At 35.2% G+C, this 16,721-nt stretch carries 14 protein-coding genes and 1 other annotated feature (1 of these 15 cut by a window edge); of the genes, 12 read left to right on the top strand and 2 right to left on the bottom strand.

The genetic code is table 11. The features are described 5' to 3' along the window. Positions 1 to 361, bottom strand: a binding site (T-box leader); it reaches 16 nt to the left of the window's first position. A gap of 180 nt (positions 362 to 541) precedes the next feature. Continuing rightward, positions 542 to 1,387 carry a ParB/RepB/Spo0J family partition protein gene (locus tag MHB47_RS12900; protein ID WP_340757111.1) on the top strand — a complete coding sequence of 282 codons (846 nt, stop codon included), beginning with the start codon at positions 542 to 544 and terminating at the stop codon, positions 1,385 to 1,387. A gap of 297 nt (positions 1,388 to 1,684) precedes the next feature. Here MHB47_RS12900 and MHB47_RS12895 read toward each other — a convergent pair whose 3' ends face one another. After that, positions 1,685 to 3,289 (bottom strand): amidohydrolase, encoded by a 1,605-nt coding sequence (locus MHB47_RS12895; protein ID WP_340757108.1) that lies wholly within the window; start codon positions 3,287 to 3,289, stop codon positions 1,685 to 1,687. Between the two features lie 293 nt (positions 3,290 to 3,582). Here MHB47_RS12895 and MHB47_RS12890 point away from each other — a divergent pair, with 293 nt between their 5' ends. From MHB47_RS12890 to add, 11 genes are all read left to right on the top strand, one after another. Then, positions 3,583 to 4,728: a globin domain-containing protein gene (locus tag MHB47_RS12890; RefSeq protein ID WP_002506147.1), complete on the top strand. Its 1,146-nt coding sequence runs from the start codon at positions 3,583 to 3,585 to the stop codon at positions 4,726 to 4,728. Between the two features lie 421 nt (positions 4,729 to 5,149). Next, a complete protein-coding gene (locus MHB47_RS12885; protein WP_002511917.1) occupies positions 5,150 to 5,878 on the top strand; it encodes a phosphoadenylyl-sulfate reductase in 729 nt (242 codons plus the stop codon). 194 nt (positions 5,879 to 6,072) lie between these two features. Next, positions 6,073 to 7,896: an assimilatory sulfite reductase (NADPH) flavoprotein subunit gene (locus MHB47_RS12880; RefSeq protein ID WP_340757336.1), complete on the top strand. Its 1,824-nt coding sequence runs from the start codon at positions 6,073 to 6,075 to the stop codon at positions 7,894 to 7,896. Positions 7,897 to 7,916: 20 nt separating this feature from the next. Further along, positions 7,917 to 9,626: an assimilatory sulfite reductase (NADPH) hemoprotein subunit gene (gene cysI / locus MHB47_RS12875; protein WP_340757105.1), complete on the top strand. Its 1,710-nt coding sequence runs from the start codon at positions 7,917 to 7,919 to the stop codon at positions 9,624 to 9,626. A 23-nt stretch (positions 9,627 to 9,649) separates the two neighbouring features. After that, positions 9,650 to 10,423: a uroporphyrinogen-III C-methyltransferase gene (gene cobA, locus MHB47_RS12870; RefSeq protein WP_340757103.1), complete on the top strand. Its 774-nt coding sequence runs from the start codon at positions 9,650 to 9,652 to the stop codon at positions 10,421 to 10,423. A gap of 12 nt (positions 10,424 to 10,435) precedes the next feature. After that, positions 10,436 to 11,176: a sirohydrochlorin chelatase gene (locus tag MHB47_RS12865; protein WP_002506142.1), complete on the top strand. Its 741-nt coding sequence runs from the start codon at positions 10,436 to 10,438 to the stop codon at positions 11,174 to 11,176. A 36-nt stretch (positions 11,177 to 11,212) separates the two neighbouring features. Continuing rightward, positions 11,213 to 11,824: an NAD(P)-binding protein gene (locus tag MHB47_RS12860; protein WP_340757100.1), complete on the top strand. Its 612-nt coding sequence runs from the start codon at positions 11,213 to 11,215 to the stop codon at positions 11,822 to 11,824. 25 nt (positions 11,825 to 11,849) lie between these two features. Continuing rightward, positions 11,850 to 12,755: a sulfite exporter TauE/SafE family protein gene (locus MHB47_RS12855; RefSeq protein ID WP_340757099.1), complete on the top strand. Its 906-nt coding sequence runs from the start codon at positions 11,850 to 11,852 to the stop codon at positions 12,753 to 12,755. 22 nt (positions 12,756 to 12,777) lie between these two features. Next, on the top strand, positions 12,778 to 13,956 hold the full coding sequence (sat, locus tag MHB47_RS12850) for a sulfate adenylyltransferase (RefSeq protein WP_340757096.1): 1,179 nt from the start codon (positions 12,778 to 12,780) through the stop codon (positions 13,954 to 13,956). A gap of 18 nt (positions 13,957 to 13,974) precedes the next feature. Beyond that, on the top strand, positions 13,975 to 14,574 hold the full coding sequence (gene cysC, locus MHB47_RS12845; protein WP_340757095.1) for an adenylyl-sulfate kinase: 600 nt from the start codon (positions 13,975 to 13,977) through the stop codon (positions 14,572 to 14,574). A gap of 454 nt (positions 14,575 to 15,028) precedes the next feature. Further along, a complete protein-coding gene (gene add / locus MHB47_RS12840) occupies positions 15,029 to 16,003 on the top strand; it encodes an adenosine deaminase (RefSeq protein ID WP_056935144.1) in 975 nt (324 codons plus the stop codon). A 53-nt stretch (positions 16,004 to 16,056) separates the two neighbouring features. Here the strand turns inward: add and MHB47_RS12835 are convergent, their stop codons facing one another. After that, a complete protein-coding gene (locus tag MHB47_RS12835) occupies positions 16,057 to 16,659 on the bottom strand; it encodes a class I SAM-dependent methyltransferase (RefSeq protein ID WP_340757091.1) in 603 nt (200 codons plus the stop codon). Positions 16,660 to 16,721: the final 62 nt, after the last annotated feature.

Here is a 16,721-nt window from a genome sequence, read left to right as displayed (position 1 = left end):
TAGCTCGCGGTACCACCTTTGTTTGTTACTCTATCACTAAAGTAACCTTATCCAGTACGCCAAATTGTTGAATAGGCAACAGAGACTGAATAGTGACATCGTATCTTCGTTGGAATTAAAAAACTCATCTTATATGAATAAAATGAGTATTAACGAAATATACGACGCGTGGATTTAATCCAGTACGCCATTTAACAAAATGTTAATACTGTATCGCTATAACGGGCGATCCCGTTGACACCTCATATTGGTATCAACACTCAAAGGCCATTTTCAAACTTTCTTTCCGTGTCTTCTTTCAGCGAACAAAGACTCTCTGTGTCAGCAGTGTAAGTTTTACTTTCCCTATTACTGTGTTTCGTATGTGCAATTCGTATTTGATATACCTTAGATTACACACTTAAATACTTTTTGTCAACAACTTATCTGAAAATTTAGATTAAACAAATTATTTTCCATGTATATTTACTGTCATGAGAGTGATGATATACTGTGAATATATTAAATGCGTAAAGAGATATTGGATGAGGAAAGTAGGTGTATGACAATCGAAAATTCAAAAGATCATAGATTACAATTAGAAGAAGATGCTCAAATTCAACAAGTTAAAGTAACGACTATTAAAGCGAACCCTTATCAACCACGTAAAACATTTGATGAAGAACGTTTAAATGACTTAGCAAAATCGATTAAACTTCACGGTATTTTACAACCTATCGTATTAAGAAAGACTATTACGGGTTATCACATTGTAGTAGGTGAACGACGTTACCGAGCGGCAAAAATAGCAGGGTTAACAGAAGTGCCAGCAATTGTTAAGGCACTAACTGATGAAGATATGATGGAACTTGCCATTATTGAGAATTTACAACGCGAAGATCTCAATGTCATTGAAGAAGCAGAAAGCTATCGTCAATTAATGGATGATTTAAAGCTAACCCAACAAGAAGTTGCAGCGCGTTTAAGTAAATCTAGACCTTATATTGCGAACATGCTACGCTTACTACAATTACCTAAAGACGTATCGAATATGATAAGAGAAGGTACACTATCTGGTGCGCATGGACGTACCTTATTAATTGTAAAAGATGTACAAAAAATGCGTCAAATCGCCAAGCAAGTCTCCCGGGAGTCTTGGAGTGTTCGTTATTTAGAACAATACGTAAATGAAAATTATAATGAAAAAAGTACAAAGAAGAAAACACAGGAAGTAGCTACGAAACCTAAGTTTATTCAACAACAAGAAAGACAACTTAAAGAACAATATGGTTCAAACGTTTCTATTTCTACACATAATAAAAAAGGACACATCACTTTTGAATTTAAATCAGAAGCTGAATTTAAAAGGCTAATCCATCAATTAAATGAGAAATATAATAATGAATAACTTACTTCATATGTGAGGACTTAAACCCCTAAAATTTTAGACTGACTTGTCTAGGACACTGACTCAGCTTGCAGTCTTCGATTCGTGTGGTTCTCTCAGACGACTCGTCAAAATTTTGATGAATGTTAAATCACTAAAAAGGACATGTTGAACTCAAAATTCAACATGTCCTTTTTATATCAATGTTTCGTATTATAGTGCACGCTTTCTGTAGATATGGTTTGAGACTGTGGTATTGAGATGGATGACATTCTCATAAGGAGTCTTTCAAACAATACACATCATCCATAGGTGCTACTATTTTTTATAGACTAATTTACCGTTACAAATCGTTGCTTCAATTAAGTTGTTATCGAGTGTTACATCTTCCTCGAGAGGATTACGATTCAGTATGACAAAGTCTGCAACATGTCCAACTTTAATTGTACCTTCGTAGTCTTCTGTATGATTTAAACGCGCTGCATCTGCAGTCATCTTTTTATATGCAGAGCTGCGAGATAAACGTTGGTGGGAACCAAGTATCTCACCGTTTTTAGTTTTTCTATCAACAGCAATCTGAATAGATTCTAAAGGAGAAATTGGTGTCACTGGCGCATCCGTATGCAAAGTAAACGCCATATTTTCATCTTCTGCCCATTTAACCGGGTCTAAATTTTGCGCTTTATCGCTGCCTAAAAAGACATCACGGTGTAAGTCACCAAAATAATAAACATGATTAATAAAGAAAGAGCCTCCAATATGATGTGCTGCCATTTCTTTAATATCTGAACGTGATACTGTTTGTAAATGTTCAACTCTATTGCGCAAAGCGTTTGTTTTATACACTGCTGTATCTTTATAAGCTTCTATTACAGAATGGGCTGCATAATCACCATTTGCGTGGGTAATAATATTAAAGCCTAATTGCTGAAAATGTTTGAATTTTTCTGTCATCACATCTTGTGACATTAAAGGTTCAGGTGGTGTTGCGCCATCTAAGTAAGTACCCCTTATAGAAGCAGTTTGTAATTGAATAGATCCGTCATTAAAGAATTTTACGCCGCCTAAATGACTCATACAATCACTATGTTGTTGAAAAGTACGATCAATTGTTTCGGCATGGACGTCTTTAAATTCAGGATGTTTTTCCAATAATTCATGCGTAATCACCCAGCGTGTGCGGATACGTTGAGGTGCGTTTAAAAATGTTAATATGCCTTCATAGTCTGTGTACCCATTACCACCGATGAGTAAATCAGAAGTATTCGTTATACCATTTTTTACATAATCATCAATTGCTAAATTCATACTATAAGCGAAACTATCTGCTGTAGATTTAGGTAGTGCTGCTCTTAATTTAACAGTAGCTGGCAATTCAATAAGCACACCGTTGACATAGCCTTCTGAATCTCGTTGGTAATAACCACCTTCTGGATTATCGTCTGTTAGGTTAACACCCATAACTTCAAGTGCCTTGGTATTTACAGTAGCCATATGACCAGAGTAATGCATAATCGCAATTGCAGTATCCTGAGAAATTTGGTCTAAGTCAAAGCGATTAGGATGACGTTGTTCGGATAAAGCTTTTTCATTATAACCGTAACCTATCAACCAACCGCTGTTAGTTAAGCTATGCTTATGGTCATTAAATTTATTAATTAAGTCTGTGATGTTTAGAATGTCAGAAGCAGCACAATCTACCATTAATTTTGTTGAACCATAGCCTGTCGGATGACTGTGCGTATCTATAAAACCAGGTGTAATCCATTGTTGTTCCAAGTCTAGCGCACTGTCATCTTCTATGATATCTTCTTGTGGCACAATGTCAGAGATGACCCCGTCATTTAATATTAACGTGCCTAAAAATGGTTCGTTCTCTTCCATATCCAAAATCATTGCATTTACTATTTTTGAAAATTTCAAAGTAAAGCCTCCTACGTGTCTTTTGTATCCATTACATATACTAATCTTGAAAAAAAGTAATTTCAATTGATAACATATTTTAAAGAAAAAATTATTAGTTTAAAATATAAGTTTTTAAGTAGGGTAAGTTTTAAATTCATGTTATCTGCATTTGTTTATTTTTAAAAAAATGGAAAATAATTACAAATTTATAAATATAGAATGTGAATGTTGTGTGAAATAAATTGTAATTTATTGTAAGTAAGTGAAGTTCGTATAATAATGGGCATATAGAATAAATTAGGAGGGCCAATATGTTAACTCAAGAAGAGATACAAACAATTAAAGAAACAGTGCCATTACTAAAAGATAAAGGACAAACGATTACATCAATTTTTTATAAGAGACTCTTTGAACAACATCCAGAATTAAAAAATGTATTTAATCAAACTAACCAAAAAAGAGGATTACAATCTTCAGCGCTTGCAATGGCTGTATTAGCAGCAGCTGAAAATATCAAAGATTTATCACCAATTGTTCCAGCAATTATGCCTGTTGTATATAAACACTGTGCATTACAAGTTAAACCCGAACATTATCCAATTGTTGGTGAAAATTTAATATGGGCGATTGAAGAAGTGACTGGTCTTGAAGATGAAGATCCAATTATCCAAACATGGATTAAAGCTTATGGAGAAATTGCTGATGCGTTTATCGGCTTAGAAAAAGAAGTTTATAGCAATATGGCTTGGGATGGCTTCAAACCATTTGAAGTTACTGAAATCACTGAAGAAACTGAGATTATTAAAGCATTTACAATTAAATCAGATGATATTGATTTAAGTCAATTTGTTCCTGGTCAATATATTACTGTAGATATTACGAGTGACAAACTACCTTACCAAGCTAAGAGACATTATTCTATTGTTGATGGTGGTAAAGACTTCTTAACATTTGGAGTTAGAAAAGATGTTACTGAAGCGCATGAAGGTGAAGTATCAACAATACTACACGATGAAGTGTCAGTTGGAGATACGTTGAGCTTATCTGCGCCAGTAGGCGGTTTTACTCTAGCGAATAAAGAAAATAAACAATTATTCTTAGGTTCAGGTGTGGGTGTTACACCACTTGTTTCTATGTATAAAGAAGCGGTTAGTTCAGGTTTAGAATCAACATTCTTACAATCAACGTCTAATGCGCAAAATGTCGCTTTTGAAAACAAATTAAACGATATTTCTGACCAGTCTTCACTTGCACGTTTTGACACACATTTCCGTGATGAAGACGGCTTTATTGAAGTAGCACAACTACAACAATATGTAGATAATGAAACAGAAGTTTATATTTGTGGTGGCGATTCATTCTTAAAAGCAATGATTTCTGAATTACAAACAATCGGTATACCAATGGATAACATTCACTTTGAAACATTTATTCCAAGACTTAGTTTTTCAGCATAATTATTAGATAAAATTGAATTTATTCATGAACTAGCGCCAATGACATTTAATTGTTATTGGCGCTTTTGTCATTTGACTAAAAAATAAATTATGAGCTTACAATAATTAAAATAAGAAAAATATTTATAAAAAATAAGAAATGTTGATATAACGTGTTTTACAACGTTGTTAATGAAAATTACATTATTATAATTATTATTTAAAAATAATTATCGAAAACATTTTGAATACGCTATGTTAAGCGCTTACATTTAACGGAATTATACTGTTTTTAATAGAAACCATAGTTTAAAAGTACGCTTGACATAAAAAATTACAATGAGTAAAGTATGTATCATAATTATTTTCGAATAATTCTAAAGACTAAAAATAATATGAATTTTAAAAACAGAACATTAAAGAAAAGGGGATGAACCCATTAATGTCAGAGGAAAAAATAACATATGAGCACTTTAAAACCGACGCTTTTAATGACTTAGATATTTCAGATGAAACTAAAGGTGCACGTCAGGTTATCGCATGGGCGTATGAAATGTATGGTGATTCAATTGTTTATGCATGTAGCTTTGGTGCGGAAGGCATGGTTTTGATTGATTTGATTTATAGTGTTAGAAAAAATGCTGAAATCGTATTTTTAGATACAGATCTTCATTTTCAACAAACCTATGATTTAATCGATAGAGTGAAAGCACGTTATCCAGAACTAAATATCAAGCTTAAAAAACCAGAATTAACTCTAGATGAACAGGCTGACCAGTTCAATTCAGCACTTTGGAAGAATGATCCTAATCAATGTTGTTACATACGTAAAATTAAGCCACTGGAAGAAGTGTTATCAGGTGCTACAGCTTGGGTTTCAGGATTGCGTAGAGAGCAATCACCAAGTCGTCAATTTACAAATTATGTAAACAAAGACGAAAGATTTAAATCAGTAAAAGTGTGCCCGCTTATTCATTGGACGTGGGATGATGTATGGCATTATATTAAAAAACATGATTTACATTATAACGAACTACATGATTTTAATTTTCCGAGTATTGGCTGCATACCTTGTACATCAGCAGTTTCAACTTCTGGAGACTCAAGGGAAGGTAGATGGAGTAATTCTAACAAGACAGAATGTGGTCTTCATACGACTGAAAAACCATGATTTAGATTAAGATTCTTTTTTTTACTATAAATCCTTAGTATGCACATCGGATATGTATATAATTAAACCATTATTTATTCAACAATTATATTATGTTCAATGTATAGAGTTGTCTTTAAGACATACAATGGCATTAGAAAGATTAATCAACATTTTTACAAATGGTATACAAAACAAAAAGAGGTGAACTTGCGGTGAATTTATCTGTATCAAATAGTCCATTTAATGAGCATCAAGCAGACCAACTCAATCAGGTCGTTAGCATTTTAACCACAGAACAAAAAGTTTGGTTGAGTGGTTATCTTTCAGCATATCAAAACACTTTAGTCAGTGATGCTGAAGCACCACAGCAAGTAGCAGAATATGTATTAAATAGTGAGTCAGAAGACAATATTGATAGAAATATTACAGTGCTTTATGGCTCAGAAACTGGTAACGCGCAAAGTTTGGCAGAAATTTTTGCAGATCGATTAGTAGAACATAACTACACTGTGAAATTGACTGCAATGGACGAATTTAAACCTAAAGACTTGAAAAAAGTAGAAGATTTATTTGTGATTTCAGCTACGCATGGTGAAGGTGATCCACCAGATAATGCACTTACATTTCATGAATTTTTACATGGTAGAAAAGCTCCTAAATTAGAAGGTGTACGTTATTCAGTACTTGCCCTTGGAGATGAATCATATGAGTTCTTTTGCCAAACAGGTAAAGACTTTGATGCTAGATTGTCAGAATTAGGCGGCGAACGTTTAGTAGCAAGACATGATTGTGATTTAGATTTTGATGAGCAAGCAGAAATATGGATGAATGAAAATATTCAACAACTCAACCAATCATCTAGTCATAAAGAGTCAGTAATACTAGCAGAAACAGCGCAGGCAACAAAAGAAAAGCGCTACTCCAAGTCGAATCCATATGAAGCAGAAGTCTTGGAGAACATTAATTTGAACGGTCGAGGATCTAACAAAGAAGTAAGGCATATTGAGTTTTTACTAGATGACTATGGTGAAGCATATGAGCCAGGTGATTGCTTAGTCGTAGTGCCACAAAACAATCCTAATCTCGTGGCATTACTTATTGAAACTTTAGGTTGGCATGCGCAAGACGAAATTCCTATTAATTCCAATGGTGACAAGCTAACACTTGAGGAAGCATTACGAGACCATTTTGAAATTACTAAATTAACAAAGAACTTAGTGCTAAAAGCCTCAACGTTATTTGAAAATACGACATTAACCGAGCAAGTAGAGGATACGTTATGGATACAAAGTTACATAGAAGGTCGGGACTTAATCGATTTATTAACAGATTTTCCGCCGAATCAATTTGATTCACAGTCATTACATCAATTGTTAAGAAAGTTACCACCACGAGAATATTCTATTGCAAGTAGTTTTCAAGCAAATCCAGATGAAGTGCATATTACAGTCGGTGCAGTAAGGTATGAGGCTCACGAACGTGAACGTGATGGTGTTTGTTCCGTACAATTAGCCGAACGCTTACAGCCAGGAGATAGTATACCGATTTATTTGAAGAAGAATCCTAATTTTAAATTTCCATTTAGCGAAGAAACGCCCGTCATAATGATTGGCCCAGGTACCGGAGTTGCACCGTTTAGATCATATCTTCAAGAGAGAGAGGAACTAGGATTAACTGGTAATACATGGCTGTTTTTCGGAGAACAGTACTTTACTACAGATTTTTTATATCAAACGGAATGGCAAACTTGGTTAAAAGATGATGTATTAAGCAAATTAGATGTAGCGTTTTCACGCGATTCAGAAGAAAAAATTTATGTGCAACATCGTATTGCTGAACAAAGTGCAACATTTTACGAATGGATAATGAATGGCGCTGCATTATATATATGTGGCGATGAAAAACAAATGGCTAAAGATGTCCATGAAACGATTCGCTACGTATTAGAACAAGAAGGCGGCATGTCTGAAACGGATGCTGAAGCGTATCTTACACAAATGAAAAAAGAAAAACGTTATCAAAGAGATGTTTATTAAAAGAGAGGTAGGGATGATGTATGGCTGAAACGAATGTAAGTTTTTCTGACAAACTCGATGAATTAGAGCGTATCAAAGAGCAGAGTAATTATCTCCGTGGCACGATTGTTGAAGGTTTAGCAGATAGAATTACTGGCTCGATTACAGAAGATGATACAAAACTTTTAAAGTTTCATGGCAGTTATATGCAAGACGACCGAGATATTAGAGATGAACGTCGCAAGCAAAAATTAGAACCGGCATACAGTTTCATGATTAGAGTACGCGCGCCAGGTGGTGCTTCAACTGCTGAACAGTGGATTGCGATGGATGATATTGCGAATACTTATGCCAATGGAACAATCAAACTTACGACAAGACAAGCATTTCAATTTCATGGCATTTTAAAGAAAAATTTAAAAAGTTCTATGCAAAGTATAAATCAGGCATTACTAGATTCTTTAGCAGCTTGTGGTGACGTCAATCGTAATGTGATGTGTAATCCGAATCCTTATCAGTCTCAGGTACATGGAGAAATTAATCAAATTGCGAATGACATCAGTCGACACTTGTCACCGAAGACGCAAGCTTATCACGAAATTTGGTTAGATGGTGAGAAAGTATTAGATACGAGTGATGCAGAACCTGAGCCAATGTACGGTAAAACGTATCTTCCACGTAAATTTAAGATTGGTATTGCAGTGCCGCCTTCGAATGATATCGATGTTTATTCACAAGATGTTGGTTTGATTGCCATTATAGAACAAGACGAACTCGTCGGTTTCAATGTAACGATTGGTGGTGGCATGGGAATGAAACATGGCAATACAGCTACATATCCTCAAGTAGGTCGGCTGATTGGCTATTTTCCTAAAGCAGAAGTTGTGGACGTTTGTGAAAAAATATTAACAATTCAACGAGACTATGGTAATCGTGAAGACCGTACGAACGCACGTTTTAAATATACAGTAGATCGCAAAGGCGTAGAGTGGGTTAAAAATGAATTAAACGCACGTCTTGGATGGCAATTAGAAAGTGAGCGACCATATCATTTTGACCATAATGGAGATCGCTATGGTTGGACAGAAGGCAGCGGTAAATGGCACTTCACGCTATTTATACAAAATGGTCGAGTCAAAGATACGGATGACTATAAATTAAAAACAGCGTTAAGAGAAATTGCTCAAATTCATAAAGGTGATTTTAGACTAACTCCTAACCAAAATTTAGTTATTGCGCATGTTTCTGACAGTGAAAAGCCAAAAATAGAAAAAATCATCTCAGAATATAGTCTGACAGATGGCGAACATTATACAGGATTAAGACGAAATTCTATGGCATGTGTGGCTTTTCCGACTTGTGGTTTAGCGATGGCTGAATCGGAACGTTATTTACCATCACTTATTGGAAAAATCGAAGAATTATTAGATGAAGCAGGATTAAACGACGAAGAAATTACGATTCGAATGACAGGTTGCCCTAACGGATGTGCCAGACCTGCATTAGCAGAAATTGCATTTATAGGTAAGGGCCCAGGAAAATATAACATGTACTTGGGTGGCGGCTTTACAGGCGATAGATTAAATAAAATTTTCAAAGAAAATATAGCAGAAGCTGAGATTTTGGAAAGCTTGAGACCGATATTAATCCAATATGCGAAAGAAAGAACCGAGGGTGAACATTTTGGTGATTTCGTCATACGTGCAGGTATCGTAGACGAAGTTACAGATGGTCAAGTATTCCATAGTTAATAAATTGAGAAGGTGGTGGCAAGATGGGTAAAGTATTTTTAGTAGGCGCGGGTCCAGGAGATCCTGATTTAATCACAGTAAAGGGATTAAAAGCGATTCAACAAGCAGATATTATTTTATATGACCGACTAGTAAACAAAAAGTTATTAAGTCATGCATCGCCGAAAGCGAAGTTTATGTATTGTGGCAAAGATCCTCATCGTCATTCTTTACCACAAGAAGATACGAATAAATTGTTAGTGAATTTTGCGAAAAAAGGTCAAACCATTACAAGATTAAAAGGTGGAGATCCTTTTATTTTTGGAAGAGGTGGAGAAGAAGCAGAAATTTTAGCGGAACATCAAATTCCATTTGAAATTGTGCCAGGTATTACATCAGGTATCGCAGCACCTGCATATGCAGGTATCCCTGTTACACATAGAGATTATAGCTCATCTGTTGCCTTTGTTACAGGTGTGATTAATAAGAATATAGATAAAGATTCGTATTGGAAACATCTTGCACTCGGTCCAGAAACACTGTGTATTTATATGGGTGTCAAAAAATTACCAGAAATTAGTGAACTATTGATTAAACACGGACGTCCCATTGATACACCGGTCGCTTTGGTTCAGCTTGGTACATCAGAGAATCAAAAGACAGTGGTTGGTAACTTGATGAACATTGTTGAAGTTGCCAAAGATATTGAAAACCCAGCAATGATAGTCGTAGGTGAAGTGGTCAAATTAAGAGAACATATCAGTTGGTTTGAAGCGGGGCAATCACAAGCGTCACTTGCGAATTTAACATGTCAATAGAGGGGGCTTAGTATGCGAGGCGTCTTATATGTCAGCCACGGTAGTAGAGTAGATGAAGCTGTTACAGAAGCTGTGAACTTTATTGAATTAGTTAAAAATCAAATCGATGTGCCATTACAAGAAACATGCTTTTTAGAATTAACACAGCCTAACTTGTCACAAGGCTTTCAGCGATTAGTCAATAAAGGAGCAACTGAAATTTCTGTGATACCCGTACTCTTACTAAGTGCAGGACACTATTTCAAAGATATACCGAAAGAAATTCAACGAAATCAGCAACTGTACCCACATGTCAAAGTTTCTTATGGGAAACCATTAGGAGTACAACAACGCTTAACTGAAATACTACATCAAAGAATTGAAGAAACACAGATGACACCTAATATAGATGCGAAAGTGTTGATTGTAGGTAGGGGGAGTTATAACCCTCAAACACAAAAAGATCTCTCGACAATCAAAGCGCAGTTACAAGATATAAATATTAATTTAGACATCGAAGTGTGTTATTTGGCTGCGTGTGGACCTTCATTTGAAGAAGCACTTCAAGATGCAGTCAACAAAGCACATTCACAAATATTTGTAGTTCCATATTTGTGGTTTACAGGTATTCTAGAACGTCATATAGCAACAACAATAGATGAATATCACGGAGAGCATGGCATTGTACTGTGTGACCGACTTGGCAACCATAGTCATTTACAAATTGCATTAAAAGAACGTGTAGAAGAAACATTTGAAACTGTAAACCAGTAACAGTCTTAATTACTCAAGATAGTAAGGAGTGACATAATGCCATTGATTCCGCTCATGATTGATATTTCAAACAAGAAAGTCTTTGTAATTGGCGGCGGTAATGTTGCAGAACGAAGAGTGAATACTTTAGTCGATTATGCTAAAGACATTCATGTGATTAGCCCCACTATTACTGAAAATTTGAAAGATATGGTACGGCGCTCAGCAATCAAATGGAGTGAAAAATTATTTGAAATCAACGATATCCAACAGGCAGATTTCATTGTTGTAGCGACAAATAGCGCATCTACAAATCAATGTGTATTGCAACATAAACCAAGTCACGCAATGATAAATATGGCTGGAGCAGCGACCTCAGGTGATGTGGTATTTCCAAGTATATTACGGCGTGGCAAGTTGACATTAAGTATTTCTACAAACGGTGCAAGCCCAGCGCTTACAGCACAAATTCTCGCTGAATTTCAACAACAGTTTACGAGTCGTTATGAAGTGTATGTAGATTTCTTATATGAATGTAGACAACGCGTTAAACGTAGTTCGTTATCTTCATTAGAAAAGCAAAGATTTTTAAAATCAATTTTAGCAGATCGTTATTTGGAAAAAGATAACCAAAGAGATGTGGTTAAATGGCTTGATTCACTGAACTAAACACAATTCGGAAGGAGTATGACACATGTATAAGTTATTTATCTTCGCACTTGCAGGATTTCTCGCACAATTGATAGATGGTTCCCTTGGTATGGGATTCGGTGCATCTTCTTCCTCAATATTATTAACTTTCGGTATAGCGCCAGCAATCGCATCTGCAACGATTCATTTTGCTGAAGTTGCTACAACTGCTGCTTCTGGCACAGCACACTGGAAGTTTGAAAATGTGCACAAGCCGACAATGATTAAATTAGCAATTCCAGGCGCAATTACAGCATTTATTGGAGCGGCGTTTTTAAGTCATATACATAGTAATTTAATTAAGCCTTTTATTGCTGTGTTTTTATTAACTATGGGTTTTTATATTTTATACCAATTTTTATTTAAAAAAGACAACAAAATACAAAAAGATGCAAGTAAAATAGGTCGTTACGCTATGATTCCACAAGGCGCAATTGCAGGTTTCCTTGATTCAGTTGGCGGCGGGGGCTGGGGGCCAGTCAACACACCATTGTTACTAGCTCAAAAAAAGTTAGAGCCAAGATATGCAATTGGTACCGTGTCTGCGAGTGAATTTTTCGTGGCACTCTCAGCATCAATTAGCTTTATTATCTTTTTAGGTTGGAATCAGATTAATTTAGGTTTAGTGGTGTCATTGAGTATTGGAGGATTAATTGCAGCGCCTTTCGCAGCTTGGCTTGTTAAAATTTTACCGGTGAATATCTTAGCGGTTTGCGTAAGTGGTTTGATTATCTTTACTAATAGTAGTTCTTTAATCAGTGTTTTTGACCTAACACCAGTAATATCTATAACAATTAAAGTATCGCTTATTGTCATTTGGATTATTTTAATTACTTATGCTTTATATCAAAACAAAAAATTATCATTTTCAATTTCTAAAAATAAAGCAAATACGAATGAACTAGATTAAAACATAAAGGGAGTGTATAAGCATGACATTAACAACAGAAACGATTACAAATACGATTGAAGCACATGGTGGAAAACTCATTAACAGAGAAGTGAGTGACTTACTAAAAAAGGAATTATTGGCCGAGTCGAAATCATTATCTGCTATTACGCTGAATCCTTGGAGTTTGTCAGATTTAGAGCTTATTGCTATTGGTGGGTTCAGTCCGTTAACAGGATTTATGAATGAAGCAGATTATACAAATGTAGTAGAAGACTTACATTTAAGTAATGGCTTAGTGTGGAGTATCCCAATTACCTTACCTGTAACTGAAGATAAAGCAAAGCAACTAGAGATAGGAACACGTGTCGCATTATATGGTGAAGACGAACATTTATATGGCGTACTTGAATTAGAGGAGAAATATACGTACGACAAAGAGAAAGAAGCGCAACATGTATATGGAACTACAGACGTTGACCATCCAGGTGTGAAGAAAGTATATGAAAAAGGGAATGTCTATCTTGCTGGACCAATCTATTTATTAGATCGACCAAAGCATGACGATTTTGTAGATTATCATTTAGATCCTGCTGAAACAAGACAATTATTTAATGACTTGAATTGGAAGACAGTTGTAGGATTCCAAACAAGAAATCCAGTACATAGAGCACACGAGTACATACAAAAAGCAGCTTTAGAATCTGTTGATGGTCTATTATTGAATCCATTAGTTGGAGAAACAAAATCTGACGATATTCCAGCTGCTGTACGCATGGAGAGTTATGAAGTCATTCTTAAAAATTATTACCCGGAAAATAAAGCACGCTTAGTCATTTATCCTGCGGCAATGCGCTATGCGGGTCCACGAGAGGCGATATTACATGCGACAGTGCGAAAAAATTATGGCTGTACTCATTTTATTGTTGGACGTGATCATGCTGGTGTAGGTGATTACTATGGTACGTATGAAGCCCAAGAGCTTATTACTAAATATGAAGCAGAATTAGGAATACAAATATTGAAATTCGAACACGCCTTTTACTGCAAAACTTGTGAAAACATGGCAACAGCGAAAACATGTCCACACGATGCTTCGTCACATTTACATCTGAGTGGTACAAAAGTCCGTGAGAAGCTTAAAAATGGAGAATCACTGCCTAAAGCATTTTCAAGACCAGAAGTAGCAGAAGTATTGATTAAAGGCTTGCAAGAGCAATAATTTAAAGGAGTGAAGTGAATGAACACATCTCAACATATTACATGGCACGAATCCGAAGTTAAAAAAGAAGAAAGACAACGCCGTAACGACCACAAAAGTGTATTGATTTGGTTTACTGGATTATCAGGGTCTGGTAAATCAACGGTGTCTGTTGCGTTAGAAAAAGCATTATTTCAACGTCAGATACATACGTATAGATTAGATGGAGATAATGTCAGACATGGACTTAACAATAATCTTGGGTTTAGTCCAGAAGACCGTACAGAAAATATTAGACGGATTGGCGAAGTAGGAAAGCTAATGGTCGATGCAGGGTTAATCACTGTTTCTGCATTTATTTCACCTTATCAAGCGGATCGTGACACGGTACGCAGTTTATTGCAAAAGGACGAATTTATAGAAGTGCATACATTATGCAGTCTCGAGGAATGTGAAGCGAGAGATCCTAAGGGATTGTATCAGAAAGCTCGAAATGGAGAAATTGCTGGATTTACTGGTATCAGTGCACCTTATGAAACACCAGAAACGCCAGAAATAGTCATAGATACAGAAAAAGATAGTATCGAGCAATCTGTAAATAAAATTGTTAACTATTTGAAGCTGTATCAATATATTTAGATAGATGAATTAAATATTGTGGCGCGTTGATTAAAGTATTTAAAAAAGACAAAACACGAAAGGGGAATATGGTTGGAAATCTTAAATATAATTGCTTATAGTTTGCTTATTATATTGATCTTAGTAGTGTTTTGTGGTGTTTTCCTAGTAAATAAAGGACAAGATAGAAATTATTTTATGCTAGAGTTCAAAGTGATTGTCCTAATATTAGTCACATGCTTTATAGGCTTAGGTATAACATTAACCATTTTGGGGTATTTTGGAAAACTATAATAAATTAAAGTGTATAAACGATTTATAATTGATGAGCATTTGTCATAAATGTGGATAGTTTTATGGTCATGTTAAAATAATCATGTTATAGTATATGAATTAATTTCTAATAAAATCTTTCTTTGTGTCTACAGCAAAATATAATTATAGTGACATATCGGAAGTAAGGAAGGTTTCAGACATGCATAAATCCATACAAGATATATCTAAAATAGAACTTCATTGTCATCTCGATGGCTCAACAAGTATAGCGTTAATAAAGCAACTTGCTGCTGAACAAAATATAACTTTAAAAGAATCCCATTTGCTCGTAAGTGAAAATTGTGAAAGCCTAGATGAATATTTGCAGTGTTTTGATGAAATATTAAAAGTGCTACAGACAAAAGATAGTCTCAAAAGAGCTGTCGTAGATGTTGCACAACAGGCAAGTAAGGATAATGTAAAGTATATAGAAATTCGCTTTGCACCGTTATTGCATACTGAACACGACTTGTCGTTAGCAGATGTATTGGAAGCAGTCGAAGCGGGTGTCCAACTTGCAACAGAAACGATGGATATCAAAATTAATTTATTGGTTTGTGCAATGAGACAGCATGAAGCTACAGTGAATGAAGCGCTTTTCGATTATCTTGAGCAGAGAGATAGTGAAGTGGTGCGTGGGATTGATTTTGCAGGTCCTGAAGCAGCATTTCCACCAGAAGATATTCGTACCACAATTCAATACGGTTTAGATAAAGGTTTTAATCTCACTTTACACGCCGGTGAGTGTGGATGTATGCATAATGTTATGGAGTCTATTAAATTAGGCGCAAAACGTGTGGGTCATGGTGTTGCCATTAATGAAAATGAAGCAGCGTTACAAGAAATAAAGCGAAACAATGTGATGTTAGAAATGTGTCCGAAAAGTAATGTTCAAACGAAAGCGATAAAGGATTTAACAGAATTAAATATACCTTACTTGTTAGAACAGGATATACCTTTTATTATTAACACGGATAATCGTACGGTCACTCAAACCTCACTAAATGAAGAATATGCGTTATTGATGAAACATCAACTTATTTCTATTGAACAGATTGAATTTATCAATTTAAGAGCAGTTCAATATGCCTTTTTGTCAGATGTTGAAAAAGAAAATTTAAAATCAGTGATGTAATTATACAAAAAGCGAACTTTCAACAGCTGAAAGTTCGCTTTTTGTATATTAAATTATGAACGGCCAGTTGCAATAAATAAACTCGCGTCTTTATTCATAAATATATTTTGACCTTCATAAAATGTGTGTGATTGGACATCCGTTAAGCCTAATTCAGTAAATAGTTGCTGGATATCCGTTTGTTCAAAGCCATTATAGACTTTTGGATGGTATACATTTTCATTCTTATTAAAATCAACTAGAACGAGCAGACCACCAGAATTTAATTTCGCACGTAATGCTGTTAATAACGCTTTGTAATCACCGCTGTGTAGTAATACTAAGGAAAGGAAAACTACATCATAGTTAGTATTAATCTGTGTTTCATCTGAAAGAATGTCACCTACATAAGCGTTAATATGTGTTTTACCTAGTTCAGAAATTTTGCTTTCAAACACCTCGATCATTTGAGATGCAGCATCCATCATTATGACTTCGTCAAAATGGTGCGCTATATTTAATGTTACTAGACCAGTGCCGCCACCATAATCTAATAACGACTGATATGAAGTGTTTTCGAATACCTTGTTTACCTCTGCTGCAATTGTATCAGCAAGATGTATTCTACTCGGGCCATCGTACTTTTTGGCAATTTGATCAAAACGGTCTTTATTCAAGTTAAAACTCCTTTGTTGAGTGAAATTATTAAAAAAATTATCCATTTATATAATGGTTATTA

The organism is Staphylococcus sp. FSL K6-3157 (assembly GCF_038005145.1).
Classification (GTDB): Bacteria; Bacillota; Bacilli; order Staphylococcales; family Staphylococcaceae; genus Staphylococcus; species Staphylococcus equorum.
This window is presented reverse-complemented; position numbering and strand designations above follow the sequence as displayed.